Raw genomic sequence first — 25978 nt, 5'->3', positions numbered from 1 at the left:
GCAAACGCCGCCAGCCGATGACGATGCCCGCGATCGAGAATGCCAGCCCGAGTGCGCTCGCTGCACGTCGTGTCGAGCACCACCTCGCCGGTCGATGACGAGACATAGACCTCCGTCCTGGCGGCATCGCCGAGGGCAGCGCGGAACAACGGCCGGTGGCGATCGAATCCATTCGGCACGCTCCATTGATCGCAGTCAGAATGCCCGGTGATCGTGGCGCCTGTTGCGTCGAGTCCACGCTGACGGGCGTGAGCCCGGTGATGGCAAGCTCGACGCCCTTCGACTCCTGTCGTCTTGCAATGTTGAGCTGCATGCCGCCGGCCGCCGCGCAGACGTTCTTGCGCAGGATGTCGTGGTTGCGGGGGCAGCCGCGGCATTGGGGACAAGTTTCCCCGCACCGCATTCCCTTTTCATTCCCTCTCGGGGAAACCGTCGCGATCGTCTAGGATTGCCATCATGACAGAGTCAATGCGCCAGTTGCGGCGGTGTAGCCACAGCGACCAACTTCCCTGGAGATGAGCATGGAAGGCGAGACCTTCCTCTGGCTGGTACGGCATGCGACCGTCGAGGGCGTGGCGGGGACGATCCATGCGGCGGATGCGCGGGCGGATCTCGGCGACCACGCAGCTTTGGCGGCTCTGCGGCAGCTCTTGCCGCCGGATGCCACCAGCTATGCCAGCCCGTCGCGGCGCACCGTCGAGACCGCGCGCGCACTGGGGTGCGAACCGGAATTGGTCAGCGAATTCCGCGAGCAGGATTTCGGCGACTGGACCGGCCGTCGGCATGACGAGCTCGCCGCGACCGGTGGCGAGACTTACGCGCAGTTCTGGCACGATCCGGCGCACGGACGGCCGCCGAACGGCGAAAGTTTTGCGGATCAGGTCGCCCGCGTTCGGCTGGGTCTGTCGCGGATCGGGGCCGGATCGGCAACGCTCGTCGTGCATTCCGGCACCATCCGCGCCGCGCTCTGCATCGCATTGGACCTGACGCCGCAGGCCGCCTTGCGCTTCGTGATCGATCCGCTGTCGCTGACCCGGATCGACCGGCTCGCGGCGGGCTGGCGCGTCGTCTCCGTCAACCAGCGCGTGGCTTGAGCCGCATCAGGCCGGGCGATCCGGCACGTTGGCCTGCGCGAACGTCGCCATGCCGTTGTGAAGCGCGCAGGCCGCGCGGACCAGCGGCAGCGCGATGGCCGCCCCGGATCCCTCGCCGAGCCTGAGATCGAGGCTGATCGGCGGCTGAACGTTCAGCGCGCGCAGCACCAGCCGATGCCCCTGCTCCGCCGATTGATGCGAGGCGAGCTGGAACGGCTGGCAGGACGGATTGAGACGCGCCGCCGCCAGCGCCGCGACGGACACGATGAAGCCGTCGATCAACACCGGAATGCGGGCTTGCGCCGCCGCAATGATCGCGCCCGAGATCGCCGCGATCTCGAGGCCGCCGACGGCGCACAGGATCTGCTCGACCGACGCTCCGGCGACACCGTGGCGTGCGATCGCCGCATCGATCACCCGTGCCTTGTGCGCGCGGCCGGCCGCATCGACGCCGGTGCCGCTGCCCGCGATCTCCCCGGCGCTCACACCAAGCAGGCTCGCCGCGATCGCCGCCGAGGTCGTGGTGTTGCCGATGCCCATCTCGCCGAAGATCAGGAGATCTGGCCGACCGGCCTCGGCGCGCACCACCGCACGCCGGCCGGCCTCGAATGCAAAGGCGAGGTCCGCGGGCGTGAGCGCAGCCTCGACGCTGAAATCGCGCGTGCCGCTGCGCGGCTTGTCGGTGACGATTCCCGCCATCGGCTCCTTGGCCAGCGTGCCGGCGTCGACCACCTCCAGGCTCGAACCCAGCTCGCGCGCCAGCACCGAGATCGCCGCGCCGCCGGAGGCAAAATTCGCCATCATCGCGATCGTCACGGCTTGCGGATAGGCCGACACGCCCTGCGCGACGATGCCGTGATCGCCGGCGAAGACGATGATCGGCACCCGCAAGGCGCGCGGCTCTTCGGTCGCCTGCAAGCCCGCAAGCTCGATCGCGAGCTGCTCGAGCCGGCCGAGCGCGCCGGTCGGCTTGGTCAGCTGCGCCTGCCGCGCAATGGCCGCCTCGCGATGGACCGCGGAGACCTCGGGGCAGTTCCGGTAAACCCATTCGGGGAGCATGCTGCCTCGCTTACGCCCTGCGCTTGAGAAGATAGCTGTCCATGATCCAGCCGTGCCGCTCGCGCGCTTCCTGCCGCGCGGTCACGATGCGCGGCCCCACTTCGGCTAGCGCGCCGGACATGATGATCTGATCGGGCATGCTGAGATAGGCGCCCCACCAGATATGCAAACGATCCGGATCGAGCGACTGGAACGCCGTGCCGCCGTCGAGCATCACCACAACGGTATCGACGCCTTGCGGCCAGCCGCCGTCACGCAAGCGCCGCCCAGTCGTGACCAGGAACGGTTCGCCGATGTCGTTGAGCGGCAGCGCATGCGCCGCGCAAAGCGCCTGGATCGAGGTGATGCCGGGCACGACTTCGATCGCCGGCAACGGGTTCAGCCGGCGTGCAATGCGTAGCGAGGAGTCGTAGAGCGACGGATCGCCCCAGATCAGCAGCGCAACCTTGCCCTCACCATCGAGATGCCTCACGATCGTCTGCGACCAGGTCGCGGCAACCGCATCGTGCCAATCGTCGACGCCCTTGCGGTAATCGGCTTCACCGGCGTCGCGCACGGGAAGGTCGAATTCGGCGATGGCTGTCTTGTCACTGGTGAGCACGTCCGCGCAGATCGTTCGCCTGAGATCGGCGAGATCGGACTTTGCAGCCCCCTTGCGCGGGATCAGGACGAGATCGGCCGCGTTGATGGCAGCGATCGCGGCGCGCGTGAGCTGCCCGGGATCGCCGCAACCGATGCCTATCAGGGAGAGCGTGAGCATCGCGAGCGCGATGGGCGGCCGCAACGGCCGCCCTTTCGCTTGTCTCTCAGGCGCCGCTGTGCAGGCGCGGAGTGACGAGGCCGGGCGCGGTGACCCCGCGCAGCGACTTCGCCAGCGCCAGCACTGCGAGGTCTGCCAGCGGCTCGATCACGATGACCAGCGCGTAGGAGGCCGCGAAGGTCGCGATGTTGGCGAGGTTGCTCATGGCAAAGCCGGAGCCGTAGAGCGCCCAGAACGCCACCCAGGCGACAACACCCGCTTGATAAGTCGTCGACAGCGCCAGCGCCTGACCGTACTTCAGGTCGACATAGGCGGTGTTGCGCGAAATGATGCGCGTGGCGATGGCCTGGATCGCGAACAGCGGCACCAGCAGCGTGGTGACGTTCATGCCGTATTGCGGCAGGTCGGCGGGCTCGAACAACAGCCCCTGGAGCAGCAGGCCAAACGCGAGGCCGAAGGCGGCGGGCGCAGCACCAAAGAGCAGGAACAAGGTCGAGCCGAGGATGAAGTGCACTTCGGAGACGCCGACCGGGAAGTGCGGCAGGACCTGGAAGAAGGTGAAGACGAGGCCCGTGGTGGCGAGCGTGCGCGCGGCGAACGAGCCGACGCCCTGCGCGCGGACGGTTTCGGCCGCCAGCTTCAGCGCGACGCCGCCTGCGGCGATGCCGGTTGCGTAACTCAATACGAGCTTGGCGCCCGTGACGATTCCCGGTTCGATATGCATGGCTCAATTCCTTCCTGCCGTCACACCCGACGGCCTTGGTCTCACAACGTGCAGGGCCGGTCTCCTGGCTCGCGGTTCACTGGGTTCTCCGGCCTTCCCGAACCTTGCGGCCCAGTGGCGATTCGGAGCCCCTCACCGCTGACAGTCGCGGGGGCGGCTGGGGTTTTGGGCGCCGCAACTGGGTCCGCCCACCCCCATTCCCGATTATGCTCCGGCGCTTTGCGCCGCGTTGAGCACCATGCCTCTCCTGTGTGCGCCTTTCGCGAGCCGGGCGTCAAGAGGCGAAGGGCGACCGCCGCCGTCATGACGGATAATCCCCTGCCAGCGCGCCGAACAGGATCACGGCCGCCGTGGACGCGGCGCCGCCCCGCGCAAGCTGCTCGGCGAGCTCGGCAATGGTGGTGCGGACGAGCCGCTCGTCGGGACGGCCGAGGGATTCGGCAAACAGTGCGGGCGTGTTCGGGGCGAGGCCGTGCGCGATCAATTTTGCGGCAAGCGCCGGAAAGGTGCGCCGGCCCATATAGACCACGGTCGTGGCCTCGGGATCGGCCAGCGCCGCCCAGTTCAGGTTGGACGGCAGCTCGCCGCTGACATCGGCCCCCGTGATGAACTGCACCCGGCGGGAGGTATGCCGACGGGTCAGGGGGATGCCGGCCTGGGCGGCGGCGACGCAGGCCGATGTGACACCGGGAACGATCTCGTAGTCGATGCCGGCTTCGCGCAGCGTCTCCAGCTCCTCCTCGAGCCTGCCGAAAATGCCGGCATCGCCGGACTTGAGACGCACCACGCGCGCGCCTGTCGCGGCATAGTCGACCAGGAGACGGTTGACGTGGTGCTGCTTGGTCGAGGGCCGCCCTGCCCGCTTTCCCACCGCGACGAGATTGGCGCCGGGCCTGGCGAGATCCAGAATCGCGCCGGAGGCGAGGTCGTCATAGAGCACGACGTCGGCCTCGCTCAGCCGCGCAGCGCCCCTCACTGTGAGCAACTCGGGATCGCCGGGTCCGGCGGAAATGAACGACACGAATCCTTTCACCGGTCCTCCGCGATCAGATGAAAGAACGTACCGGTGGCGTGGCCGCGCCGCGAGCCGGTCTCGGCCATGACGGCGCCCGTCGCATCGTGCACGACCGCGAGCGGCGCATCCGGCTGCGCGAGGATCGTCGAATAGTGGAACTCGTGACCGCGCAGGCGTGCACCGGGCTGATGCCCCGGCATCGGCGCAGCCAGTTCGGCTAGACGATAGCCCAGATGCATGCGGCGTTTGGCAAAGCTGGTCTCGAGGCCAAGCAGCCCCGTCATCTCATGGCGGACGCAGTCGGCATCGGTGAGGCTTGTGCCCAGAACCATATAGCCTCCGCACTCGCCGTGCACCGGCCGTGTCTCGGCGAAGGCGCGCAGGCCGCTGCGAAAGCGCGCGTTGGCCGCGAGCTTGCCGGCGTGTAGTTCGGGATAGCCGCCTGGAAGCCAGCAGACGTCGGCGCTCGCATCAGGCGTTTCATCGGCAAGCGGCGAGAATGTCGAGATCTCGGCGCCCGCCGCGCGCCAAGCCTCCAGCATGTGCGGATAGACGAAGGAGAAAGCCGCGTCGCGGGCGAGCGCAATGCGTTGCCCGGGTGGCGCCACGTTGAGACCGTTCGCGGCGGGTTGCGGCAACCAGCGAGCCGCCGATCGCAACACTTCATCGAGATCGGCATGCTCGGCGACGAAGCGCGCGGCCTCGTCGATCAGCTTCCCGATCTCGGCCCGCTCCTCGGCCTGCACCAGGCCAAGATGCCGCTTCGGCAGGCTGATCTCGGCATGACGCGGCAGCGCGCCGAACACCGCGATGCCGGCATCAACAAGCGCACGCCGCACCAGGTCTTCATGACGCGGGCTGGCGACGCGGTTGAGCACGACGCCCGCAAGGCGCACGCCGGCGCGATAATCGCGAAGCCCTGCGGCGATCGCCGCCGCAGTCTGCGCCTGGCCCGACGGATCGATCACCAGAACCACCGGCCAGCCCAGCATCTCCGCAATGTCGGCAGTGGCACCGGTGCCGCAGACGCCGCGCGCGGCGACGCCGTCGAACAGGCCCATCGAGCCCTCGGCGAGCACGACGTCGGTGTCGGCGCCGCGGCTGACGAGATGCGCAATGGTGCCGCGATCCATCGCCCAGCTGTCGACGTTGACGGAGGCGCGGCCCGTTGCGGCGGCGTGGAACGCGGGATCGATATAGTCCGGCCCGCTCTTGAAACACTGCACGTTCAATCCGCGATTGCGCCAGGCGCGGGCGAGCGCCAGAGTCAGCGTGGTCTTGCCGACGCCGGAGGCCGGCGCGGAGATGACGAGCGCTGCGGCCATCACGATGCCTCCGGAAAACGCGGCTCGGCGCCGACCGGCCGATAGCGGCGGTCGTAGTCGGCGGCATAGAGACGGCTCTCGTCGAAATCCGCAGCACCAAGCGTCCTGCCGACCAGGATCAGCGCGGTGCGCTCCATCTCGCCGCCCACAGCTGTATCGAGCGTGCCCAGTGTCGCGCGGACGATGCGCTGGTCCGGCCAGCTCGCGCGCCAGACGATCGCGACGGGGCAGTCCACGCTATAATGCGGCATCAGCTCGGCCACGACCTTGTCGAGCAGGTGGATCGACAGATGGATCGCGAGCACCGCGCCGGTCGCGGCGAACGCGGCGAGCTTCTCGCCTTCAGGCATCGCACTGGCGCGGCCGGGCGTGCGCGTCAGCACCACCGTCTGGGCAAGTCCGGGCAGCGTCAGCTCGGCCTCCAGCGCGGCCGCAGCAGCCGAGAAGGACGGAACGCCAGGCGTGACCGAATAGGGAATGCCGAGCGCACGCAGGCGGCGGAGCTGCTCGCCCATCGCCGACCAGATCGAGAGATCGCCGGAATGCAACCGCGAGACATCCTTGCCTTCCGCATGCGCGGCGGCAATCTCCGCGATGATCTCGTCGAGCGACAGAGGCGCGGTGTCGACGATGCGTGCCCCGGGCGGGCAATGCGCCAGCACGCCCTCCGGCACCAGCGAGCCGGCATAGAGACAGACCGGAGAGGCGGCGATCAGATCGCGGCCGCGCAGCGTCAGCAAATCGGGCGCGCCCGGGCCGGCGCCGATGAAATGCACCGTCATGTGCCGTCTCCTTCGGCGATCGCCGCGGTCGCGGTGCGATCCTGCGAGACCACGCGCGTCGCGATCAGCCGCGCGCGGGGACCGGCGGCTACGAGCGCTGCGGCTTCGGCGACCGATCCCGTCCCGAACTTTTCGATTACGAGTTTTGACTGCGTCGGCGTGTCGATGCCGGCCAGCCTGTCGGCCGGAACGGCTTTGATCGGTATGCCGCATTCACGCGCGAGCTGCTTCAGCGCCTCCGCGTTCGCCTTGTCGCTGACGGTCGCAAATGCCGCAAGACCTTCGGAGCCGCCGGCTGTCGCGAGCGCCTCGCGCAGCGAGGCCAGCGTCACATCGCTCTTGAAGCCCAGACCGGCGACCTTCATCGGACCGCACTCCATTGCACCACCGGCCGCGTCGCCTCCCAGGAGCGGTAGCGACCGAGAGGGGCCGCATGCGCGATTTCAACCCGCATCAGATCGCCGCCATGGCGCTGGTGCAGCTCGCCGAGCAGCGCTTCCGTCTCCAGCGTGACCGAATGTGCGACAAACCGCGCTCCAGGCGAGAGGCGCGCCCAGATGGCATCGTACATCGCGCCATCAAGGCCGCCGCCGATGAAGACGGCATCCGGCGGCTCCAGCGCGGCAAGGGCTTCGGGCGCCTTCCCCGAAACGATGGTGATCCGGTGCGCCAATCCGAACGCGGCGGCATTGCTGCGAATGTTCGCGGCGCGATCCTCGCGCAGCTCGATGGCCGTGGCCGTCCCGCCGCACAGCCCCCACTCCACCGAGATCGAGCCCGAACCGGCGCCGACGTCCCACAGCCGTTCGCCGGGCCGCGGCGCCAGCGCCGAGAGGGCGAGCGCACGCACCGGCCGCTTGGTGATCTGGCCGTCATGGACGAAGAGATCGTCCGACAATCCCGAACTGCGGGGAATGCCGTGGCCTCCATGCGCCTGCACCGCCACCGCCACCAGATTGCCTGCAACATCCCCGGCAAAGAGATCTGCGCGATGCTGGTCGATACGTTCGCGTGGGCCGCCAAGCGCAGCGAGAGTCCACACGAGTGAGCCGCCCCATCCGCGTTGGGTCAGCCATTTCGTGAGATCGCCGACCGCCGCCGCGTCGCGCACCAGGCACAGGATGCGTGCGCCTTCCGCCAAATGCGGGACGAGACGCTCGAATGGCGCAGCATGGAGGCCAAGGCACGTTACGGATTCGAGTCGCCAGCCCAGCCGCGCGGCCGCAAGCGAGAATGTCGACGGCGCGGGGTGCGCGATCCACTCGCCGCCATCAAGCATCTCGGCGAGGCTCGCGCCGGCGCCATGCCAGAACGGATCGCCGGAGGCGAGCACCGCCGTCGGCCGGCCACGGCAGCTCAGCACGATCTTTGCGTCGAACGGCACCGGCCACGGACGGCCGCGGCTGCCAGCTTCCGCAAGCGCGAGATGACGCTCGCCGCCGAACACGGTTTCCGCCTTGGCAAGCGCCTTTCGGCTTGCCTCGGACAGCCCGGCAAGGCCATCTTCGCTGATACCGATGATGGTCAGCCAGGGATCAGACATGATGCGCGCCCTCATTCTGGGCGGAACGGCCGATGCGAGCCTGCTCGCAGCGGACATCGCGCGTGCCGGCATCGACGCCGTCTATTCCTATGGCGGCCGCACCCGCGCGCCGGCCGACCAGCCGCTGCCGACCCGCATCGGCGGCTTTGGCGGCGTGAGCGGCCTTGCCGATTACATTCGCCGCGAAAATATCACCCATGTGATCGACGCGACGCATCCCTTCGCGGCCGAGATGAGCCGCAACGCGATCGTGGCGTGCGCGCAAACCGGCGCGCCGTTGATCGCACTGGAACGCGCGCCCTGGACGAGAGCGTCCGGCGATAACTGGATCGAAACGCGCGACGTCAACGCGGCCGTCGCCGCGCTGCCTGACGTGCCGACAAACGTGTTCCTCGCCATCGGCCGCCAGCACATCGCGCCGTTCGCGAGCAAGCCACAGCATGCCTACACGTTGAGGTTCGTCGATCCGCCAGAGGCGCCCCTGCCCTTCGCCGCCGATGTGATCGTGTCGCGTGGACCGTTCACGCTTCCAAGCGAACTGGAGATGCTGCGCGCGCGCGGCATCGCGTGGATCGTCGCCCGCAATTCCGGCGGTGACGGCGCGCGCGCCAAGATCGACGCGGCCCGTACGCTCGGCCTGCCCGTGATCATGATCTCGCGGCCGCAACTGCCCGAGCGATTGCGGGTCGAGCGGGTCGCCGACGTGATGCAGTGGCTCGGTCATTCTACCCGCCTCGGAGCATAGACCCAGCGGCCGACGCGGCGCGTCTGCGAATTGCCGACGATCACGAGCGTGCGCATGTCGGCCATTTCAGGCGTCGCTTCGTTCAGCGCGACGGTCGCGATCCTCTCGTCGGCCGCGCTGATCGCGCGCGCGAAGATCACCAAGCGCCCGCCGCAGCCGGCCTCACGAAGCACCGCAAGCGCGCGGCCAAATCCCTCCGGCCGGCTCGCCGAGCGCGGATTGTACATCGCAATGGCAAAATCCGCTTCCGCCGCGAGGCGGAGGCGTTTCTCGATCACCGCCCACGGCTTGAGATTGTCGGAGAGATTGATCGCGCAGAAATCATGACCGAGCGGCGCGCCGGCACGCGCGGCCGCCGCCAGCATCGCGGTGATACCAGGCAGCACGCGGATCGGCAGCGCCTGCCATTGCGGCGCCCGTTCGAGCGCCTCGAACACGGCCGAGGCCATCGCGAACACGCCGGGATCGCCGGAGGAGACGACGACGACCTGCCCGCCTTCGGCCGCCAACCGCAAGGCTTCGCTCGCGCGCTGCAACTCTTCGCGATTGTCGGAGGGATGCAGGGTTAGACCCGGCCGCGGCGGCACGCGTGCGACATAGGGCGCGTAGCCCAGAATGTCGGTCGCGGCTGCAAGTGCCGCCGAGACTTCCGGCGTCACCAGCGCCTCGCTGCCCGGCCCGAGGCCCGCGATGGTCAGCGTGCCCGTCATTCGGCAGCATCCAGATGCCGGCCCTTGCCGTGCACCAGCACGATCGCGAAGTACGGACAGTCGGCGGTGTCGATCTCGGCGAGCCGCGCGACGCGCTCACCCGGCATGGTGCCGCGCTCGACCAGCCAGGCATCATCCAGCCGGCCCACGGACGCGAGCGCGCGGCGCACCTTTGCGAGATTGCGGCCCGTCTTCATGATCACGAGCGCATCGGAATCGCGCATGCGCCGTTCGAGCTCATCTTCAGGAAGCGTGCCCATCAGCACCGTCGTCACGTCGTCGCCGAGCGCGATCGGCTGCCCGACGCCGTTCCAGCAGCCGACCATCCCGGGAATGCCGGCGATCACCTCGATCTCGATACGGCCCTGCAGACGCGTGTGCAGATGCATGAAGGAGCCATAGAAGTACGGATCGCCTTCGCAGAGCACGACGACATCGACCGCGCGCGCCAGCCGCGCCAGGCGCTCGGCCCATTCGTCGTAGAAGCCGGCGAGCAGCTGCACGTAGTCAGGACTGTCGAAGGCGATCTCGGTCGTCACCGGATATTCCATGGGATATTCGGTGACGCCGGCAGCCAGCATGCCCTCGACGATGCGCCGCGCCTGGCCCGGCCTCCCCTTCTTGCGGAAATAGGCGACGTGGCTAGCGCCGCGCACCGTCCGGTCGGCGCGCACGCTCATCAGATCAGGATCGCCGGGGCCGAGACCGCAGCAGATGATGCGTCCCATGGCTATTCGCTCCGGCTCGCCAGCGCGTTGACGGCAGCAACCGTGATGGCGGAGCCACCGAGGCGGCCCTGGACCGTCAGCGCCGGCACCGGCGGATCGGCCATCAGCGCGGCCTTGGACTCGGCGGCGCCAACGAAGCCGACGGGACAGCCGATGATCGCCGCGGGCCGCGGGCAGTCGCGATCCTGCAGCATGTTGAGCAGATGAAACAGCGCGGTCGGCGCGTTGCCGATTGCGACGATCGCGCCATCGAGATGCGGCCGCCACAGCTCCAGCGCCGCGGCCGAGCGCGTGTTGCGCATGGATTGCGCGAGCGCAGGAACGGAGGGATCTCCGAGCGTGCAGATGACGGCATTGGCCGCGGGAAGCCTTGCGCGCGTGATGCCTTCCGAGACCATGCGCGCGTCGCACAGGATCGGCGCGCCCTTTTGCAGGGCCGCGCGCGCGAGCGTCGCCATACCCGATGTGAAGCGGATATGCGCCTCCAGGCCGACCATGCCGGCGGCGTGGATCATGCGCACCACGACCGGCTCCTCGTCGGGCGCAAAGCGCGCAAGATCGGCCTCGGCCCGAATGGTCGCGAAGGATTGCCGGTAGATCGCGGCGCCGTCGGTCTCGTAGGTGTACGGCATCAGTTCCCTCCGACCAGGATGGAGGGATCGCTGACGATGTCGGCGCCGTCGAGCCCGCGCAGGACCGGCTCGTCACGGGTCGAGCCGTCGCGGACGAGATCGAAACCGGCATGCGTCGCAATCAGCGTGACCGCAGCCGTACCGGAATGGGCGCAGCCCTTGCCGCAGCCGGAGACGTGGAGCCGCACATCGGCGGCAATGCGCGGCGCCAGCGCTGCTGCGAGCGCGCGCGTATCGGCATGAGCTTCCCGGCAGCGCGGCGCGCCGCTGCAGGCAATCACGCGCAGCGCCGGGTCGTACGGCTCGGTGATGAGGCCCGCCCCGCCCGGCATTTCGCGCTTGCCCTCGCTGAGCACCATCCGCCAGGGCGTCATGCGCAGCGCATGTCCGCAAGCAGAGAACTGATGGAGCGTGGCGGACAGCATCTGCCCGAACGCGACGCCGACCATCGCGCCTTGCGGATAGTGCCCGGGCCGTGCCGCGGCCATCACGGGCGCCGGCTCGGTCTCGCCGCGCAGCGATTGAGGCAACGCCGCGCCGGACGCGATGTGAGCGGCCATGCGCCCGCGCCCGTCCCTCGCGCCGCCGGAGATGATGAACCAGCTTGCGAGCGCCAGCGCCATGCTCACGGCCTGTCCGCGTGCGACGGAGCGGCCGAACCTTGCGCCATCGGCCCGCACCAGGAGACGGCCCGAGCGGTCGCGCTCGATGCGGATGTCGGCGGAATCGCCAGCCAGAACGCGCGACCTTCCGTCGTCGATGGCGAAGCCGAACTTGGTGGGAAGCGCAAGCCCGGAATCGGCGAGCGCCTCCTCGAGCTCCGCGGCGAGCGACTGCGTTTCGTCGCCGTTGCTCCAGAACGGCGTCACCAGGATGTTGCGCCGAGCCTCGATGTCGGCGTCGGGGTCGAGCAGCTGGAGCCGCGCAAGGCCGTCGAGCAGCTGAAGATGGCTCTCCTCCTTGACGCCCCTGATCTGGAGATTGGCTCGGCGTGTGACGTCGATCAGACCATTGCCGAAGCGCTCGGCCAGTTCGGCGAGCCCGGAGATCTGCGGTGCTTCAAGTCGCCCGCCAAACGGACGCACGCGCACCACGAACCCGTCGCCCGACAGCATCGGGCGCAGCGCGCCGGGACACCAGCCTTTGACTGCGCCCGCGCTCATGAGGCCTCCCGCAGCGCCGCCGCGATCGAATTGCGGCGGGTTCGCCAGAGTGAGGCGTCGTGCAGGCGTGTGAAGCAGGTCTCCATCGCGGCGAGCGCGGACGGATTTTCATTGGCCATGAAGGCCCGGACGTCGTCGTTGCCGAGCGTGGCATCGTAGTAGAGGTCGAACAAATGCGGCGGCACGGCGCCCGCGAGATGCGCGAAGGCGGCCATGTGCTCCAGCGTCGCGGTGATCTCGGCGGCGCCGCGAAAACCATGCCGCATCATGCCGGCGATCCACGCCGGATTGACCGCGCGGGCCCGGACGACACGCGAAATCTCCTCCGTCAGCGTGCGCGCGCGAGGTTGCTCGGGGCGTGTCGCGTCGAGGTGATAGAGGGACGGCGCGCCTGCACCAAGGTGCGCCGCAGCCGCAGCGAAGCCGGCTTCATGCGCGGCATAGTCGGCAGCGAGCAGCAGATCGGTTTCGGGCAAGTCCTGCACATGGACGAAAGCGTCGGCAGACGCGAGCCGCTGTTCGATGCCGGCGCGATCTGGCTGCATCGCACCATCTGCCGAGATGGCCCAGGACGATGCGGATAGCCAGGCCTCGCCCGCTGCATCGCGTGTCTCAGACGTGAAGGCATCCGGGATAGCGGACAATCCGACGCCGTAGTGTCCTGGGCGCGGCGCGAAGACGCGCGAGGAACGGTGACGATACGGATTCTCTTCGCCCTCCTCCGCGCGGCCCGCGAGCGCCTCGGCGGCAGCTTCGAACAATTGCGCAAGTCCGGAAAAGACGTCGCGAAACAGGCCCGACACGCGCAGCGTGACGTCGATGCGCGGACGGCCGAGCTCGGCCGGCGCGATGATGTCGTAGCCGGTGACGCGGCCGGAGGCGTGATCCCAGCGCGGCGCGAGGCCGGCCAGGTGCAGCGCCATGGCGAATTCCTCGCCCGCCGTGCGCATCGTCGCCGAGCCCCAGAGATCGACGATGAGGCCCTTCGGCCAGTCGCCATGATCCTGCAAGTGACGGCGCAGCAGCTCTTCCGCAAGCTTGATGCCTTGCGCATGCGCCGACGGCGTCGGTACCGCGCGCGGATCGACGGCGAAGAGATTGCGCCCGGTCGGCAGCACGTCCTGACGTCCGCGATAGGGCGAGCCCGATGGGCCCGGCGCAACGCGCCGGCCTGCCAGCGCAGCAAGCAGCGCATTCCGCTCCGCTTCGCCGCACGCGCCGCGGCCGAACACGTGCAGGCCGTCGCCGAACTGGCTCTCCTTGAGATCGCAGACGAAGCGATCGATCCGCGGAATCGCTTCGGCGGGTGCGGCCGTTGCGTCCAGGCCGAGATCCTCTTCGAGGCCTGCCGAACGCGCCTCGTCACGGATCGCCGCGATCAGGCGCTGGCGGCGGGCGGGATCGAGACCGTCGGCGGTCGAATATTCATCGAGCAGCCGCTCGAGCCGGCGCAGGCCTTCCGGCACCGCGGATGTTTCCAGCGGCGGCGGCAAATGGCCGATCGTGACAGCGCCGATGCGCCGCTTGGCCTGCGCGGCCTCGCCGGGATCGTTGACGATGAAGGGATAGATGACGGGAAGATCGCCGATCAACGCTTCTGGCCAGCAGCTCGATGACAGCGCCACGGATTTCCCGGGCAGCCACTCCAGCGTGCCGTGTGCACCCATGTGCAGGACGGCGTCACAGCCCTGCTGCCTGAGCCAGAGATAGAAGGCGACGTAGGCATGGCGCGGCGTGCGGGCGAGATCGTGATAGTCGGCATCGCGCGAGGTGGCTTCGCCGCGTTCCGGCTGAATTGCGACAATCGACCGACCACATTCGATCGCGGCGAAATGGAACGCGCCGTCGCGGCAGCTCGGATCGTCCTCCGGCACGCCCCAGGCCTGCGCGAGATCGTCCTGCAAGGTTTGCGGCAGGCACGAGAGCGACGCCCGGTAATCGGCTACACTCCAGGTGAGCCGCTGCCTCAGCAGCGTCTCGCCGAGCGCATGAACCGGGGCGACAGCAAATCCGGCCTCCGCGAGATCGGACAACAACGCCTCGACCGATGCCAGCGCATCGAGACCAACCGCATGCGCGATCTGGTGCGGCCGGCCGGGATAGTTCGACAGCACGACCGCCAGCCGCTTCTCGCCGGCCGGCGTCTCGGCAAGGCGCCGCCAGGCCACGACGCGCGCGGCGACGGCCTTCACCCGCTCCGCATCGGGCGTGTGCGCCAGATGCGAGAATTGCAGATCGGGATCGCGCATCGCGGCCGATTTGAAACTCACCACGCCCGCGAACAGGCGGCCGTCGACCTCGGGCAGCACCACATGCATGGCGAGATCGCCAGGCGACAGGCCGCGTAGCGACTCCGTCCAGTCCTCGCGCCGCGCCGTGGAGAGCGCGACCTGAAACACGGGGCACGCCGCAGCATCGAACAGCGTCGTGCCGTCATCGCCGATCGCGGAGAACGCCGTTGCATTGACGATCGCGGCCGGAGGATCCTGCGCAAGATGCGCGCGGAGCCAATCCGCGACGCCGGGGGCCTTCAGGGAAGTGACGAACACACCATAGGCGTCAAACCCCTTCTCGCGCAGCGCTGCGATCAGGGCGTCAACCGGGCCGGCGTCCGCAGCGGTGAGATAGGAGCGATAGAACGTCACCGGCGCGCGCGGCTTCGCCTCGGCACCGGCCGGCGCCGCAATGACGCCACGCGCCGGATCGTAAAAGCCCATCTCGGGCACTGTCATCTCGCCGACCACCGGTCCCGCGTAGAGCCCCGAGGCCAGCGCGAGCTGCGCGATCGCCGCCTGCGCCGCGACCGGACCGCCGGTGTCGCAGAGCACCTTGAGCCGCCGCAGCGTCGAAACCGGCAAGGTCGAGTACGAATCGAGCCGCGTGTCGTCGCGGCCATCGGCCGGCAGCACGGCGAGCACGATGTTGCGATCCTTCGCCAGTTGCTGGAGTGCCGCAAGCCCGTAGGCCCAGTAGGACTCGCCGCCGATCAGCCGCACGAGGATGCCGCGCGCCTGCGACAGCGTGCGTTCGATATAGGTGTCGACCGACAGCGGATGCCGGAGCTCGGCGAGATTGGCGAGCCGCAGCGAAGGCAGGCTGTTCCGGCCACGCCGCCAGCCGGCCGCGAACGCGGCAAGATCGGAATCCGAATACGAGAGCACCACGAGATCGGCCGGGTCCTGGCCGATGTCTCTTGGCGTCGCGGTCTCCTCGAGACCACGGCTCTCGCGGAAAACGACGTGCATCAGATACCAAGTCCTGACCTGACCGCGGCCTCATCGATATCGCCGTGCTCGCCGATCACGACGAGCTTCGACTGCCTGATACCCGCGCCCCAGGGCCTGTCGAACTGGTGGCGCACGCGCTCGCCGACCGCCTGCAGCAACAGGCGCATCGGCTTGCCCGCGACCGCGATATAGCCCTTGGCACGCAGCACGTTCTGCTCGCGCGCCAGACGCTGGACCGAGGCGACCAGCGCATCGATATCCGCGACCTCCGGAAGATCGATCACGACGGAAGCGAAATCGTCGTGCTCGTGATCCTCCTCGCCGTCATGATGCGAGGGACGCGCGGCGAGATCGTTCTCTGCGGCAGCGCCAAGGCCGAGAATGACGCGCGCATCGATCGCACCGTCGGTGACGGAAAGCATCGGCACGCGGCGCGGCATCTCGGCGGTGATCGCCGCCCTGGCGGCTTCGATTCCCGCCGCGCCGGCGAGATCCGCCTTGGTCAGCAGCACGATATCCGCGCAGGCGATCTGGTCCTCGAACACTTCCGACAGCGGCGTCTCGTGGTCGAGATTGTCGTCCGCCGCGCGCTGGGCTTCGACGGCAATCGGGTCCGGCGCGAAGCGGCCGGCCGCGACAGCCTCGGCATCGGCCAGCGCGATCACGCCGTCCACCGTGATGCGCGAGCGGATCTGTGGCCAGTCGAATGCCTTCAGCAGCGGCTTCGGCAGTGCCAGGCCCGAGGTCTCGATCAGGATGTGATCGGGCCGCACCGGGCGCGCCAGCAATTTCTCCATCGTCGGAATGAAATCATCGGCGACGGTACAGCAGATGCAGCCGTTGGCGAGCTCGATGATGTTCTCCTCCGGACAATTGGCGTCGGCGCAGGATTTCAGGATTTCGCCGTCGACGCCCTCGCTGCCGAACTCGTTGACGAGCACTGCCAGCTTCTTGCCATTCGCATTGGCGAGCAGATGCTGGATCAGCGTGGTCTTGCCGGAACCGAGAAACCCCGTGACAACAGTGACGGGGATTTTGGCGAGCGAGTTCATTCGGCGGCCTCCGGCACGACGGCAATGGGGGGAATGCGGGCAAGCGACTGCTTGCGGAATATTTCCGGCCTGCTGCGCCACGGCACGAGCCCGTCCGGCGCAGCCGCATAGGCCGCCGCGCCTGCGACCACGTCCTGCGCATTCGTCTCCGACAGGCGGCCATAGACATAGGACCAGCGGCCGGGCGCGCTGAGCGCGACCGAGCAGCCCTGGCTGCAGGCCGACAGGCATTCGACGGGAACCACGGTGACGCCGTCGGGCACGCCGGCGTCGAGGATCGCGCCATGCAGGCGCTTGCCGGGCGTCGTCTCGCCCTCGCCAAGCGTCTGGCCGGCGCGGCAGGTGATGCAGACGTGAAGTGTGACGGTCATCGCCTCTTCCAGGATAAAACAGCGGGAGGCGAGAGGCACACGGACCCTGACTCGAGAGGCCGTTTCCCCGTCGCGGAACACCCCGTCCGCCGGTCCAAAACTCTTCGCGCTGGCAGGTCTCCCGGCTTGCGGAGCAGGGCTTTGCCCTTCGATCCCCGCCTTCCCGATTCCCGCGGGAATCAGTGGCTTCGGGCATCTCTCCGGTCACGGTCGCGGGGGCGGCTGCATTTTGGACCCAAATCTTGCCGATTCGGACCCTATCGCATTCCCTCTTCGCCTGTCATAGGACAGGAACCAACGCCGGGCCACCATTTGCCCGTGGCTGCCACTTGTCAAGCCGAAGGACTGGACCGATGACGCCTGAACCGGACACCCGAACGGGCGAGGAAACCGACGCCCGGCACGCCCAGAAGATGGCGAAGAAGAAAGCCGCCCGCGACAAGATCATGGCGACCAAGAGCGGCGAAAAGGGCCTGATCATCGTCCACACCGGCAGCGGCAAGGGAAAATCCTCCTCGGCCTTCGGCATGATCGTCCGCTGCGTCGCGCATGGCTTCCCTTGCGCGGTCGTGCAATTCATCAAGGGTGCCTGGGACACCGGCGAGCGGCGCCTGCTCACCGGCCATTTCGGCGACCTGTGCCAGTTCCGCGCCATGGGCGAAGGCTTCACCTGGGAGACGCAGGATCGCGCCCGCGACATCGCCGCCGCACGCGCCGGCTGGGAGAAGGCCAAGGAACTGATCCTCGATGAGCGCTTGCGCATGGTCGTGCTCGACGAGATCAACATCGCGCTGCGCTACGACTATCTCGACATCGCGGAGGTGGTCGACTTCCTGACCACGCAGAAGCCGCCGATGACGCATGTCGTGCTCACCGGCCGCAACGCCAAGGACGAGCTGATCGAGATCGCCGACCTCGTCACGGAGATGACGCTGGTGAAGCATCCGTTCCGTTCCGGCATCAAGGCGCAAGCCGGCGTCGAGTTCTGAGACCCTTCGGCGATGACACGCGCTTTGATGATACAGGGAGCCGGTTCAGACGTGGGCAAGTCGCTCATCGTCGCCGGCCTCGCGCGCGCCTTCACGCGGCGGGACTTGCGCGTTCTCCCGTTCAAACCGCAGAACATGTCGAACAACGCCGCCGTCACCGTCGATGGCGGCGAGATCGGCCGCGCCCAGGCGCTGCAGGCGCTCGCCGCCGGGGTCGAGCCGCATACCGACATGAACCCCGTGCTGCTCAAGCCCGAGACCGATGTCGGCGCGCAGGTCATCGTTCACGGCAAGCGCATCGCGACCGCACGGGCGCGCGACTACGCCGCGATGAAACCATCATTGATGGGCGCGGTGCTGGAGAGCTTCGAGCGGCTGAAGGCCCGCGCCGATCTCGTGCTGGTGGAAGGCGCCGGTAGTCCGGCCGAGGTGAATTTGCGCAAGGCCGACATCGCCAATATGGGTTTTGCGCGCAAGGCGGACGTCCCGGTGGTGCTGGTCGGCGACATCGACCGCGGCGGCGTGATCGCGCAGCTCGTCGGCATCAAGACGGTGATCGACCCCGACGATGCCGCGATGATCCGTGGATTTGTCATCAACAAGTTCCGCGGCGATCCCACGCTGTTCGACGATGGCTACAGGCTGATCGAAGACAAAACGTCTTGGCGCGGCTTCGGCGTGCTGCCCTGGTTCGCGCGTGCCGGCGAGCTGCCGGCCGAGGATGCGCTGGGCCTGAGCGGTGCGCGCAAGCCCGGCCAATGCAAGATCGCCTGCCTCGCACTGTCGCGCATTGCCAATTTCGACGATCTCGATCCGCTCAAGCTCGAGCCGGGCGTCGATCTCCTCATGGTGCGTCCGGGCGAAGCCATTCCCGGCGATGTCAGGCTCGTCATCATTCCCGGCTCCAAATCCACCCGCGGCGATCTCGCCTTCCTGCGCGCACAGGGCTGGGACATCGACCTGTTCGCGCACCACCGCAGGGGCGGCCATGTGCTCGGCCTCTGCGGCGGCTATCAGATGCTCGGGCACAGCGTCGCCGACCCCGACGGCATCGAGGGCCCCGCGGGCGACACGCCGGGCCTCGGACTTCTGGACGTGAACACGGTGATGAGCCCGCAGAAGACGCTGACGCGCGTTGCGGCCGTGCATGCCGCAACGGATCAGCCGATCGAGGCCTACGAGATCCACATCGGCCGCACCGACGGCCTCGATCGCGCCCGCCCGTTCGCAAAACTGAATGGCGAGCCGGAAGGCGCCATCTCGCAGGATGGGCGCGTGCAAGGCAGCTATCTGCACGGCCTGTTTACCTCGGACGATTTCCGCAAGACGTTTTTGGCGAAGCTCGACATCCCCGCAGGCGACGAACCCTATCGCGCCAGGATCGAAAGCGCGCTCGACGCCCTCGTCGATCACATCGAAACCCATCTCGACGTCGACGGCCTGCTCGCGCTAGCGCGCTAGGATCTCGCCAAGGCGCGCCCATTCGGTTTCGCTGCCGGGAAGCCCGAGGCGCAGCCATGTCGGTTTCTGCGCAAAGACGCGTGACCAGATTTGGCGACGCGCAAGCTTCTCCTGTGCGGCACGCGCGTCTGGCATTTCGTACAAGCGAAACAGCGGCGTGCCGCCGACGAGCCGCCAGCCTTGCGCCTGCGCCATGTCGTCGAGGCGGCCACAGTCGCGCGCAAGCCGCGCGGACGTGGCCGCGGCCCAAGCATCGTCGCGCAATGCGCGGGCGCCGATCTCGATCGCTGCGCCAGAGACCGGCCATGGACCCGACATCGCAGCGAGTCTTGCGACGTCTGCAGCATGACCGATCACGAACCCGAGGCGCAGGCCGGCAAGGCCATAGAACTTTCCGAAGGAGCGCAAAATCAAGAGTCCCGACCGATCCGCTTCGGGAGCGAGCGACAATTGCGGCACGGCATCCGCAAAGCTCTCGTCGATCACGAGACGGCCGACGCGCGGCAGCATCGCCAGCAGATCCCTGGGCATATGATGCCGGCCATCCGGATTGTTGGGATTGACGACGATGGCGAGGTCCGAGCCCGCCAGTGCATCAAGCTCCGCGACCTCCGCAACGTCCCAACCCGCAGCCGACAGGACTCCCGCATATTCATTGTAGGTCGGGCCGAGGATACGGGCGCGACCGGGCGGCGCCAGTTGCGGCAGCAATTGAATGGCGGCCTGCGCGCCACCCATCGCAACGACCGGTGCACTGGTGCGGTAGGCCTGCTGCGCGGCCCGATGCAGCGCCCCGATCTCGGCACGCGCCGGCAGCGCGCTCCAGGCATGCAGGCTCACCTCACCCACCGGATAAGGCAGCCGGTTGATCCCGGTCGACAGATCGATCCAGTCCTCCGCGCGTCCACCAAAACGCTGCTGGGCCTGATCCAGATTTCCACCGTGCTCGCGCATGCCCAGTTGTTTCACGCGAAAGCCAGGATCGCAAGGACGCCGGCGAGCAGCAGCATGGCGCGGCGGTACAGCGTCAGTGCCTCGTCGATGTCGGAGGCGCGCGGATCGCGCGCGCCTTCGTTCAACCAGGGCTCGTCGGTCGCGCTGCCGTGGTAAATGCGGGGGCCGCTGAGCCGCACACCGAGCCCGCCCGCCATCGCCGCTTCCGGCCAGCCGGCATTGGGCGAGCGGTGGCGGCGCGCATCCCGCGTCATGCACGACAGCGCCTCCGACCGGTGCGGCGCCAGCAGCACGAAGAGAAATCCGGTCACCCGTGCCGGAATGAAATTGGCGACATCGTCGATGCGCGCCGCCGCCCAGCCGAACGCTTCATGCCGTTCGCTGCGATGGCCGATCATGGAATCCAGCGTGTTGATGGCCTTGTAACCGAGGATTCCGGGCAAGCCGAACAGCGCGCCCCAGAACACCGGCGCCACGATGCCGTCGGAGGCGTTCTCCGCAAGGCTCTCGATCGTCGCGCGCGCGATGCCGGCTTCATCGAGCGCCTGGGGATCGCGGCCGACGATGCGGGACACCGCGTCTCGTGCAGCGGCGATGTCGCCTGCCCGCAACGGCTCTGCGACGGCAGCCACATGATCATGCAACGAGCGCAAGGCGACCAGGGGCCAGGCCAGGATGCCCACCAGCATGATCTGACTCCAGCCTGAGGGAAGCAAGGATTGAATCCCCCAGCCGAGCGCGGCCGAGAGCGTGATCACCGCGAGCGCGCCGGCGACGCCGGCAGCGCGGCGCAACGCCGGCGGATCGGACGCGCGATTCCAGGCGGAGTCGATCGCGGCAATCAGCCAGCCCAGCCAGGTGACGGGATGGCCGATCCGCGCGAACAGCGACGACGGCCAGCCCAGAACGGCATCCACCGCCATCGCCACTGCCATGGCCCCCGCAAAATCCACGCAAATCTCCCGTCTCGCTCCGCCCCTGTTGCGCAAGACGGCGGCCGAGCGCAAGCCCTCGCCGCCTGATTTCGGCTTTGTCTTTGGGCGCGTTTGATGATTAGTGCTGGCGACAGGAGACCTTCATGGCCGTCATCTTGATCACCGGCGGAGCGCGATCGGGCAAGAGCACCCGGGCGGAAGCGCGCGCGCGCAGCTTTCCCGGCCAGCCCGTCTACATCGCAACCGCCGAGGCGCTCGATGGTGAAATGGAGCAACGCATCGCACGACATCGCGCGCGGCGCGGAACCGATTGGATCGAGCGCGAGGTCCCGCTCGATCTCGTGCTGGCGCTGCTCGCAACCGATGGCGGGGGCGCGAGGCTCGTGGACTGCCTGACGCTGTGGCTCTCCAACCTGATGCATGCGGCGCGCGACTGGGAGCGAGACGTGCGAGAACTCGCCGGCGCCCTGCCCCGCCTCAGCAGCCCCGTCGTCCTTGTGACCAACGAAGTCGGCCTCGGCATCGTGCCCGACAATGCGCTGGCGCGCAGCTTCCGCGACGCCGCCGGGATCATGAATCAGATCCTTGCCGATGTCGCCGATGAGGTCGAGTTCGTCGTCGCCGGCCTTCCGATGAAGCTGAAATGATCCCGCGCGCCGAGCTCTTGCGAGACGTCGTCGCCGATCTCAGGATCGCGGCGTCGTTCGTGACGATCGTGCCCGTCGCATCGTCGAAGCCCGCCGGCGACGGCGCGATCGCGCGCGCAACCTGGGCGCTGCCCGTCGCGGGATTGCTGGTCGGCCTCGCTGGCGCCTTGATCTACATGATCTCCATTCGCTTCGGACTGACGCCGGGCCCTGCCGCGCTGCTCGTGCTGGCCACCACCGCTCTCATCACCGGCGCGCTGCACGAGGACGGACTTGCCGACACCGCGGACGGACTGGGTGGCGGCCGAACGCGCGCGCGCAAGCTCGAGATCATGCGCGACAGCCGGATCGGGACCTATGGTACTTGCGCACTGATCCTGTCGTTCGGCCTGCGCTGGAGCGCGCTCGCGGCGATCGCCGATCCCTGGGCCGTCATGCTCGCACTGTGCGCTGCGCACGCAGCAAGCCGCGCCGGCGTGCCGGCCTTCATGTCGCTGGTGCCGCCCGCGCGGCCCGATGGGCTGTCGGCCGGCGCCGGATCGCCGCCGGGCCGTAGCATCGCCGTCGCCTTCGCTGTTGGAACGCTCGCGCTGGCCCTGGCGTTGGGGCCGGGCAAGGCGCTGGTCGGCCTGGTCCTGCTGTCGCTTGCCGGACTGATGCTGGCGCGGCTTGCCATCCGCCAGATCGGCGGGCAGACCGGCGACATTCTCGGGGCGTTCGAGCAGACGGGCGAGATCCTGATCCTGCTGGTTGCCGCCGCGTCCTTATGAGACAATTGACGTCATGGTCGAGTTCGATGACGCCTTCCGCCAACACCTGCGCGAGCTGTTCGTGTGGCGCCGCGACGTGCGCCGCTTTCGCAGCGATCCATTGCCGGCCGGCGCCGTCGATCGCCTGATCGAGACGGCCTGCCTCTCACCTTCGGTCGGGCTCAGCCAGCCCTGGCGCTTCGTCACCGTCGACGACGACGCGCGGCGCCGCGCTGTGATCGACGATTTCAGATCGTGCAACGCCGACGCGCTGAACGCCTATGTCGGCGAGCGCGCCGCGCGCTATGCCACGTTGAAACTATCAGGTCTCGAACAGGCGCCTGGTCACCTCGCCGTCTTCGCGGACAAGGCCAGCGACATCGGCCACGGCCTCGGTCGCGCGACCATGCCGGAGACAACCGAATATTCCGTGGTCGCCGCGATCACCGCGATGTGGCTCGCCACGCGCGCCGAGGGCATCGGTCTCGGCTGGGTGTCGATCCTGAACCCGGATCGGATCCACGCCATTCTCGACGTGCCCGGCTCCTGGAAATTCATCGCTTATCTCTGCATCGGCTATCCGGAGATCGAGTGCGACCGGCCCGAACTGGAGCAGGCGCAATGGGAGCACCGGCGCGGTGCGGACGAGTTCACGCTGCGGCGGTAGTTGGCCGGCTGCCCCCTCGATACGTTCCTGGCCCCAAGTCTCAGCGCGTCCGCATGCCTGCCTCGTCCTCCCGGCCAAACCGCTCGACCAGAAAATCGATGAACAGCCGCACCTTTACCGACAGATGCCGCGTCGGCGGATAGACTGCGTACAGCGCGAGTGGCGGCGCAGAATAGTCCTGGAGCACGACGCGCAGCTCGCCTTTCCGCACGGCATCTGCGGCGATGAATTCGGGGAGCAGCGCGAGCCCCCTGCCCTTGATCGCGACGTCGCGGAGCACCTCGGCATTGTTGACGCAGAGTGACCAGGCCGGCTGGATCCAGTGATCGCCATCGCTGCCTGAGAGCTTCCACTGGTTGCCGGTGAGCAGGAAGCCGTAGGTCAGCGAAACATGTTCGCGCAAATCCTGCGGATGTCTAGGCGTGCCGTGGCGCGCAAGGTAGTCCGGCGACGCGCACACCATGCGCGCCACCGGCATGATCTTGCGCGCGATCAGGCTGGAGGATTCCAGTTCCGCGATACGCAGCGTGACGTCGAAGCCGTCCTGCACGGGATCGAGCAGATCGTCGCTGAGCACGACCTGGAGCTGAAGCTCGCCATGGCGCGCCATGAAATCGGCGAGCGCCGGCCCGAGCCGCATCGTGCCGAACGACATCGGCGCGTTGACCCGCAACAGGCCGCGCGGCGCCGACTGCGCCTGCGTCACCGCCTGGTCCGCGGCCTCGATCTCCGAGAGGATCACGACCGCGCGTTCGAAATAGCGCTGGCCGTTCTCGGTCGGGCTCGCGTGCCGCGTGGTCCGGTTCAACAGCTGGACGCCGAGGCTCTCCTCGAGGTCGGCGATGTATTTGCTGATCGCCGAGCGCGACAGCCGCAGCTGCCGGCCGGCCTCGGCAAAGCTCCCGCTTTCGACCACCTTCACGAAGGCTCGGAGGCTGCCGAGCTTATCCAAGGGCCCGCCTCGGCGATTGTTTCCAAATCGTAGACATAGCCGTCATAATTGCATGGATTGTCTCCAATCCCAAGCGGAACAATATTTCCGGCCAGAGCAAGCCCGCTCCCCAAATCTTGGAGGACGACAATGTCTGGACTGCACCATGTCACCGCGATCGCCGGCGATCCCATCAGGAATTTCGGCTTCTACACCCGGGACCTCGGCCTGCGCTTCGTCAAAAAGACGGTCAATTTCGACGATCCCGGCACCTATCACTTCTACTACGGCGACGAGACCGGCCGCCCCGGCACCATCCTGACCTTCTTCCCCTGGGCGGGCGTCTCGGCCGGACGCCGCGGCGTCGGCGAGACCCATCAGACCGCTTTCCGCGTGCCGCAGCGCTCGCTCGGCTACTGGACGCAGCGTTTCACCGAGAAGGGCATCGCGTACGAAGCGCTGGAGAAGCGCTTCGGCGAGTCAGTGCTGCCGTTCACTGACCCGGATGGCATGGCCCTGGCGCTGGTCGGCATCCCCGGCGCCGAGAACGAGCCCGGCTGGAGCAACGGCGACGTGCCGGCCGAGCACGCGATCCGAGGCTTCCACGGCGTAACCTTGCTGCTGGACAGCGCGGCGAAGACGGCCGCCGTCCTCACCGACGTGTTCGGCTTCAAGGAGACCGGACGCGAAGGCTCGGTGATCCGCTTCAAGGCTTCAGGCGATGCCGAAGGCAGCGTCGTCGATATCTACGAGGCCAAGGGCTTCTTGCGCGGGCACCAAGGCGGCGGCTCGGTGCATCACATCGCCTTCCGCGCCGCTGACGATGCCGAACAGGGCAAGATGGCGCAGAAGCTCGTCGGCAATCACGGCCTGCACCCGACCGAGCAGCGGGATCGCAACTACTTCCGGTCGGTCTACTTCCGCGAGCCCGGCGGCGTGCTGTTCGAGATCGCGACCGACATCCCCGGCTTCGCCGTCGACGAGCCCGTCGCGACGCTGGGGCGTGAGCTGAAGCTGCCTGTCTTCCTCGAACAGCATCGCAAGCAGATCGAGGACGTGTTGCCGAGCCTGGAAGAGAGCGTGTCATGACCGAGAGTAGCTTCATTCATCGTTTCGAGCCCGCACGCGATGCGGGCTCCCCACCGCTGCTGCTGTTGCACGGCACCGGCGGCGACGAGAACGACCTGCTCGGGCTCGGCAAGATGATCTCGCCCGGCGCCGCCCTGCTCTCGCCGCGCGGCCGCGTGCTCGAGCATGGCATGCCGCGCTTCTTCCGCCGCCTCGCCGAGGGCGTGTTCGACGAGGACGACGTCCGCCGTCGCGCGCACGAACTCGGCGACTTCGTCGCGGAGGCGCAGAAGCAATACGGCCTCGCCGCGCCGATCGCGGTCGGCTTCTCCAACGGCGCCAACATCGCGGCGGCGCTGTTGCTGCTGAAGCCGGAGGCGCTTGCGGGCGCGATCCTGCTGCGCGCCATGGTGCCGCTGTCGGATCCGCCGAACGCCGACCTTGCAGACAAGCCGGTTCTGCTGCTCTCCGGGCAGGCGGATCCGATCGTGCCGGCGAGCAATTCCGCAAGGCTCGCGGCGCTGCTGTCGGAAGCGGGCGCGCGCGTGACCCACAAGGTCCTGCCGGCAGGCCATCAATTGTCGCAGGCCGACGTGTCGCTGGCCCGCGACTGGATCGGCAACGTCGCGGCGGAAGCGGCATGATGT

Annotated in this window: 27 protein-coding genes, 1 pseudogene and 3 riboswitches; of the genes and pseudogenes, 9 read left to right on the top strand and 19 right to left on the bottom strand. The window is 68.1% G+C overall.

From position 1 onward, the window contains the following. Positions 1–53 precede the first annotated feature (53 nt). Positions 54–257, bottom strand: a pseudogene (locus tag EDE08_RS39125) (PepSY domain-containing protein); the annotation flags it as partial. A 41-nt stretch (positions 258–298) separates the two neighbouring features. Then, positions 299–449: riboswitch (cobalamin riboswitch) on the bottom strand. Between the two features lie 72 nt (positions 450–521). Between EDE08_RS39125 and EDE08_RS17800 the strand changes: the two are divergent. Continuing rightward, a complete protein-coding gene (locus EDE08_RS17800; RefSeq protein WP_131870059.1) occupies positions 522–1094 on the top strand; it encodes a histidine phosphatase family protein in 573 nt (190 codons plus the stop codon). 6 nt (positions 1095–1100) lie between these two features. On the opposite strand, the gene cobT is transcribed toward EDE08_RS17800, so the two are convergent. The 8 genes from cobT to cbiE all read right to left on the bottom strand — a co-directional run bounded on the left by cobT (position 1101) and on the right by cbiE (position 8302). Continuing rightward, the gene (cobT, locus tag EDE08_RS17795) at positions 1101–2153 is read right to left on the bottom strand and encodes a nicotinate-nucleotide--dimethylbenzimidazole phosphoribosyltransferase (protein ID WP_131870060.1); all 1053 of its coding nucleotides are present in this window, start codon (positions 2151–2153) and stop codon (positions 1101–1103) included. 10 nt (positions 2154–2163) lie between these two features. Beyond that, entirely contained in the window at positions 2164–2913 is a 750-nt protein-coding gene (cobF, locus tag EDE08_RS17790; RefSeq protein WP_131870061.1) for a precorrin-6A synthase (deacetylating), read from the bottom strand. A gap of 46 nt (positions 2914–2959) precedes the next feature. Continuing rightward, positions 2960–3637: an energy-coupling factor ABC transporter permease gene (locus EDE08_RS17785; protein WP_131870062.1), complete on the bottom strand. Its 678-nt coding sequence runs from the start codon at positions 3635–3637 to the stop codon at positions 2960–2962. Between the two features lie 37 nt (positions 3638–3674). Further along, positions 3675–3893, bottom strand: a riboswitch (cobalamin riboswitch). A gap of 45 nt (positions 3894–3938) precedes the next feature. After that, a complete protein-coding gene (gene cobA, locus EDE08_RS17780) occupies positions 3939–4670 on the bottom strand; it encodes a uroporphyrinogen-III C-methyltransferase (RefSeq protein WP_131870063.1) in 732 nt (243 codons plus the stop codon). Continuing rightward, the gene (locus EDE08_RS17775) at positions 4667–5977 is read right to left on the bottom strand and encodes a cobyrinic acid a,c-diamide synthase CobB (RefSeq protein WP_131870064.1); all 1311 of its coding nucleotides are present in this window, start codon (positions 5975–5977) and stop codon (positions 4667–4669) included. The genes cobA and EDE08_RS17775 overlap by 4 nt, the downstream gene beginning before the upstream one ends. After that, positions 5977–6759, bottom strand: a complete 783-nt coding sequence (gene cobM, locus EDE08_RS17770) for a precorrin-4 C(11)-methyltransferase (protein ID WP_131870065.1) — start codon at positions 6757–6759, stop codon at positions 5977–5979. Before cobM ends, EDE08_RS17775 begins: the two co-directional genes overlap by 1 nt. Next, the gene (locus EDE08_RS17765) at positions 6756–7124 is read right to left on the bottom strand and encodes a cobalamin biosynthesis protein (protein WP_165936003.1); all 369 of its coding nucleotides are present in this window, start codon (positions 7122–7124) and stop codon (positions 6756–6758) included. Before EDE08_RS17765 ends, cobM begins: the two co-directional genes overlap by 4 nt. Continuing rightward, positions 7121–8302, bottom strand: a complete 1182-nt coding sequence (gene cbiE, locus EDE08_RS17760; protein ID WP_131870067.1) for a precorrin-6y C5,15-methyltransferase (decarboxylating) subunit CbiE — start codon at positions 8300–8302, stop codon at positions 7121–7123. Before cbiE ends, EDE08_RS17765 begins: the two co-directional genes overlap by 4 nt. Here cbiE and EDE08_RS17755 point away from each other — a divergent pair. Continuing rightward, positions 8301–9047 (top strand): cobalt-precorrin-6A reductase, encoded by a 747-nt coding sequence (locus EDE08_RS17755; RefSeq protein ID WP_131870068.1) that lies wholly within the window; start codon positions 8301–8303, stop codon positions 9045–9047. The two genes, cbiE and EDE08_RS17755, sit on opposite strands and share 2 nt — an antisense overlap. Here the strand turns inward: EDE08_RS17755 and cobJ are convergent. Genes cobJ through EDE08_RS17720 form a run of 7 tightly spaced genes read right to left on the bottom strand, consistent with a single transcriptional unit; the run spans position 9023 to position 16930 of the window. Continuing rightward, positions 9023–9757: a precorrin-3B C(17)-methyltransferase gene (gene cobJ, locus EDE08_RS17750; protein WP_131870069.1), complete on the bottom strand. Its 735-nt coding sequence runs from the start codon at positions 9755–9757 to the stop codon at positions 9023–9025. The two genes, EDE08_RS17755 and cobJ, sit on opposite strands and share 25 nt — an antisense overlap. Then, a complete protein-coding gene (locus EDE08_RS17745) occupies positions 9754–10485 on the bottom strand; it encodes a precorrin-2 C(20)-methyltransferase (protein ID WP_131870070.1) in 732 nt (243 codons plus the stop codon). The genes cobJ and EDE08_RS17745 overlap by 4 nt, the downstream gene beginning before the upstream one ends. 2 nt (positions 10486–10487) lie before the next feature. Further along, positions 10488–11117 carry a precorrin-8X methylmutase gene (locus EDE08_RS17740; protein ID WP_131870071.1) on the bottom strand — a complete coding sequence of 210 codons (630 nt, stop codon included), beginning with the start codon at positions 11115–11117 and terminating at the stop codon, positions 10488–10490. Further along, positions 11117–12280: a precorrin-3B synthase gene (gene cobG / locus EDE08_RS17735; protein WP_131870072.1), complete on the bottom strand. Its 1164-nt coding sequence runs from the start codon at positions 12278–12280 to the stop codon at positions 11117–11119. Before cobG ends, EDE08_RS17740 begins: the two co-directional genes overlap by 1 nt. Beyond that, positions 12277–15525: a cobaltochelatase subunit CobN gene (gene cobN, locus EDE08_RS17730; RefSeq protein WP_131870073.1), complete on the bottom strand. Its 3249-nt coding sequence runs from the start codon at positions 15523–15525 to the stop codon at positions 12277–12279. Before cobN ends, cobG begins: the two co-directional genes overlap by 4 nt. Continuing rightward, positions 15525–16559 carry a cobalamin biosynthesis protein CobW gene (cobW, locus tag EDE08_RS17725; protein ID WP_131870074.1) on the bottom strand — a complete coding sequence of 345 codons (1035 nt, stop codon included), beginning with the start codon at positions 16557–16559 and terminating at the stop codon, positions 15525–15527. The genes cobN and cobW overlap by 1 nt, the downstream gene beginning before the upstream one ends. Continuing rightward, positions 16556–16930: a DUF1636 family protein gene (locus tag EDE08_RS17720; RefSeq protein ID WP_131870075.1), complete on the bottom strand. Its 375-nt coding sequence runs from the start codon at positions 16928–16930 to the stop codon at positions 16556–16558. Before EDE08_RS17720 ends, cobW begins: the two co-directional genes overlap by 4 nt. Before the next feature lie 94 nt (positions 16931–17024). Then, positions 17025–17244: riboswitch (cobalamin riboswitch) on the bottom strand. 39 nt (positions 17245–17283) lie between these two features. On the opposite strand from EDE08_RS17720, the gene cobO reads away from it, so the two are divergent. Continuing rightward, the gene (cobO, locus tag EDE08_RS17715; RefSeq protein WP_131870076.1) at positions 17284–17919 is read left to right on the top strand and encodes a cob(I)yrinic acid a,c-diamide adenosyltransferase; all 636 of its coding nucleotides are present in this window, start codon (positions 17284–17286) and stop codon (positions 17917–17919) included. 12 nt (positions 17920–17931) lie between these two features. Beyond that, positions 17932–19380 (top strand): cobyric acid synthase, encoded by a 1449-nt coding sequence (locus EDE08_RS17710; RefSeq protein ID WP_131870077.1) that lies wholly within the window; start codon positions 17932–17934, stop codon positions 19378–19380. Here the strand turns inward: EDE08_RS17710 and cobD are convergent. Then, the gene (gene cobD, locus EDE08_RS17705) at positions 19369–20334 is read right to left on the bottom strand and encodes a threonine-phosphate decarboxylase CobD (protein ID WP_165936027.1); all 966 of its coding nucleotides are present in this window, start codon (positions 20332–20334) and stop codon (positions 19369–19371) included. The two genes, EDE08_RS17710 and cobD, sit on opposite strands and share 12 nt — an antisense overlap. 11 nt (positions 20335–20345) lie before the next feature. Beyond that, positions 20346–21287, bottom strand: coding sequence for an adenosylcobinamide-phosphate synthase CbiB (cbiB, locus tag EDE08_RS17700; RefSeq protein WP_165936002.1), 942 nt, complete (start codon positions 21285–21287; stop codon positions 20346–20348). Positions 21288–21412: 125 nt separating this feature from the next. Here cbiB and cobU point away from each other — a divergent pair, with 125 nt between their 5' ends. Genes cobU through bluB form a run of 3 tightly spaced genes read left to right on the top strand, consistent with a single transcriptional unit; the run spans position 21413 to position 23332 of the window. After that, positions 21413–21916, top strand: a complete 504-nt coding sequence (gene cobU, locus EDE08_RS17695) for a bifunctional adenosylcobinamide kinase/adenosylcobinamide-phosphate guanylyltransferase (protein WP_131870079.1) — start codon at positions 21413–21415, stop codon at positions 21914–21916. Further along, on the top strand, positions 21913–22686 hold the full coding sequence (gene cobS / locus EDE08_RS17690) for an adenosylcobinamide-GDP ribazoletransferase (protein WP_131870080.1): 774 nt from the start codon (positions 21913–21915) through the stop codon (positions 22684–22686). The genes cobU and cobS overlap by 4 nt, the downstream gene beginning before the upstream one ends. Positions 22687–22699: 13 nt before the next feature. Further along, positions 22700–23332: a 5,6-dimethylbenzimidazole synthase gene (gene bluB, locus EDE08_RS17685; RefSeq protein ID WP_131870081.1), complete on the top strand. Its 633-nt coding sequence runs from the start codon at positions 22700–22702 to the stop codon at positions 23330–23332. A 40-nt stretch (positions 23333–23372) separates the two neighbouring features. On the opposite strand, the gene EDE08_RS17680 is transcribed toward bluB, so the two are convergent. Next, positions 23373–24284 (bottom strand): LysR family transcriptional regulator, encoded by a 912-nt coding sequence (locus EDE08_RS17680; protein WP_165936001.1) that lies wholly within the window; start codon positions 24282–24284, stop codon positions 23373–23375. Between the two features lie 129 nt (positions 24285–24413). Here EDE08_RS17680 and EDE08_RS17675 point away from each other — a divergent pair, with 129 nt between their 5' ends. Both EDE08_RS17675 and EDE08_RS17670 read left to right on the top strand, forming a co-directional pair. After that, complete coding sequence (locus tag EDE08_RS17675; RefSeq protein ID WP_131870082.1) at positions 24414–25352, top strand: ring-cleaving dioxygenase; 939 nt, start codon at positions 24414–24416, stop codon at positions 25350–25352. After that, positions 25349–25975 carry an alpha/beta hydrolase gene (locus EDE08_RS17670; RefSeq protein WP_131870083.1) on the top strand — a complete coding sequence of 209 codons (627 nt, stop codon included), beginning with the start codon at positions 25349–25351 and terminating at the stop codon, positions 25973–25975. The genes EDE08_RS17675 and EDE08_RS17670 overlap by 4 nt, the downstream gene beginning before the upstream one ends. The last annotated feature ends 3 nt before the right edge of the window (positions 25976–25978 follow it).

Source organism: Bradyrhizobium sp. R2.2-H, assembly GCF_004346455.1.
In the GTDB taxonomy this organism is placed as follows: Bacteria; Pseudomonadota; Alphaproteobacteria; order Rhizobiales; family Xanthobacteraceae; genus Bradyrhizobium; species Bradyrhizobium diversitatis.
The sequence above is the reverse complement of the archived record's forward strand: the minus strand, read 5'-3'. Positions and strand labels throughout refer to the sequence as shown.

What these genes read in the sequence shown, in the direction of transcription:
- EDE08_RS17800 (WP_131870059.1), top strand. Translation starts at nt 522, where the DNA reads ATGGAAGGCGAGACCTTCCTCTGGCTGGTACGGCATGCGACCGTCGAG.
- cobT (WP_131870060.1), bottom strand. Translation starts at nt 2,153, where the DNA reads ATGCTCCCCGAATGGGTTTACCGGAACTGCCCCGAGGTCTCCGCGGTC.
- cobF (WP_131870061.1), bottom strand. Translation starts at nt 2,913, where the DNA reads ATGCTCACGCTCTCCCTGATAGGCATCGGTTGCGGCGATCCCGGGCAG.
- EDE08_RS17785 (WP_131870062.1), bottom strand. Translation starts at nt 3,637, where the DNA reads ATGCATATCGAACCGGGAATCGTCACGGGCGCCAAGCTCGTATTGAGT.
- EDE08_RS17775 (WP_131870064.1), bottom strand. Translation starts at nt 5,977, where the DNA reads ATGGCCGCAGCGCTCGTCATCTCCGCGCCGGCCTCCGGCGTCGGCAAG.
- cobM (WP_131870065.1), bottom strand. Translation starts at nt 6,759, where the DNA reads ATGACGGTGCATTTCATCGGCGCCGGCCCGGGCGCGCCCGATTTGCTG.
- EDE08_RS17765 (WP_165936003.1), bottom strand. Translation starts at nt 7,124, where the DNA reads ATGAAGGTCGCCGGTCTGGGCTTCAAGAGCGATGTGACGCTGGCCTCG.
- EDE08_RS17755 (WP_131870068.1), top strand. Translation starts at nt 8,301, where the DNA reads ATGATGCGCGCCCTCATTCTGGGCGGAACGGCCGATGCGAGCCTGCTC.
- cbiE (WP_131870067.1), bottom strand. Translation starts at nt 8,302, where the DNA reads ATGTCTGATCCCTGGCTGACCATCATCGGTATCAGCGAAGATGGCCTT.
- cobJ (WP_131870069.1), bottom strand. Translation starts at nt 9,757, where the DNA reads ATGACGGGCACGCTGACCATCGCGGGCCTCGGGCCGGGCAGCGAGGCG.
- EDE08_RS17745 (WP_131870070.1), bottom strand. Translation starts at nt 10,485, where the DNA reads ATGGGACGCATCATCTGCTGCGGTCTCGGCCCCGGCGATCCTGATCTG.
- EDE08_RS17740 (WP_131870071.1), bottom strand. Translation starts at nt 11,117, where the DNA reads ATGCCGTACACCTACGAGACCGACGGCGCCGCGATCTACCGGCAATCC.
- cobG (WP_131870072.1), bottom strand. Translation starts at nt 12,280, where the DNA reads ATGAGCGCGGGCGCAGTCAAAGGCTGGTGTCCCGGCGCGCTGCGCCCG.
- cobN (WP_131870073.1), bottom strand. Translation starts at nt 15,525, where the DNA reads ATGCACGTCGTTTTCCGCGAGAGCCGTGGTCTCGAGGAGACCGCGACG.
- cobW (WP_131870074.1), bottom strand. Translation starts at nt 16,559, where the DNA reads ATGAACTCGCTCGCCAAAATCCCCGTCACTGTTGTCACGGGGTTTCTC.
- EDE08_RS17720 (WP_131870075.1), bottom strand. Translation starts at nt 16,930, where the DNA reads ATGACCGTCACACTTCACGTCTGCATCACCTGCCGCGCCGGCCAGACG.
- cobO (WP_131870076.1), top strand. Translation starts at nt 17,284, where the DNA reads ATGACGCCTGAACCGGACACCCGAACGGGCGAGGAAACCGACGCCCGG.
- EDE08_RS17710 (WP_131870077.1), top strand. Translation starts at nt 17,932, where the DNA reads ATGACACGCGCTTTGATGATACAGGGAGCCGGTTCAGACGTGGGCAAG.
- cobD (WP_165936027.1), bottom strand. Translation starts at nt 20,334, where the DNA reads ATGCGCGAGCACGGTGGAAATCTGGATCAGGCCCAGCAGCGTTTTGGT.
- cobU (WP_131870079.1), top strand. Translation starts at nt 21,413, where the DNA reads ATGGCCGTCATCTTGATCACCGGCGGAGCGCGATCGGGCAAGAGCACC.
- cobS (WP_131870080.1), top strand. Translation starts at nt 21,913, where the DNA reads ATGATCCCGCGCGCCGAGCTCTTGCGAGACGTCGTCGCCGATCTCAGG.
- bluB (WP_131870081.1), top strand. Translation starts at nt 22,700, where the DNA reads ATGGTCGAGTTCGATGACGCCTTCCGCCAACACCTGCGCGAGCTGTTC.
- EDE08_RS17675 (WP_131870082.1), top strand. Translation starts at nt 24,414, where the DNA reads ATGTCTGGACTGCACCATGTCACCGCGATCGCCGGCGATCCCATCAGG.
- EDE08_RS17670 (WP_131870083.1), top strand. Translation starts at nt 25,349, where the DNA reads ATGACCGAGAGTAGCTTCATTCATCGTTTCGAGCCCGCACGCGATGCG.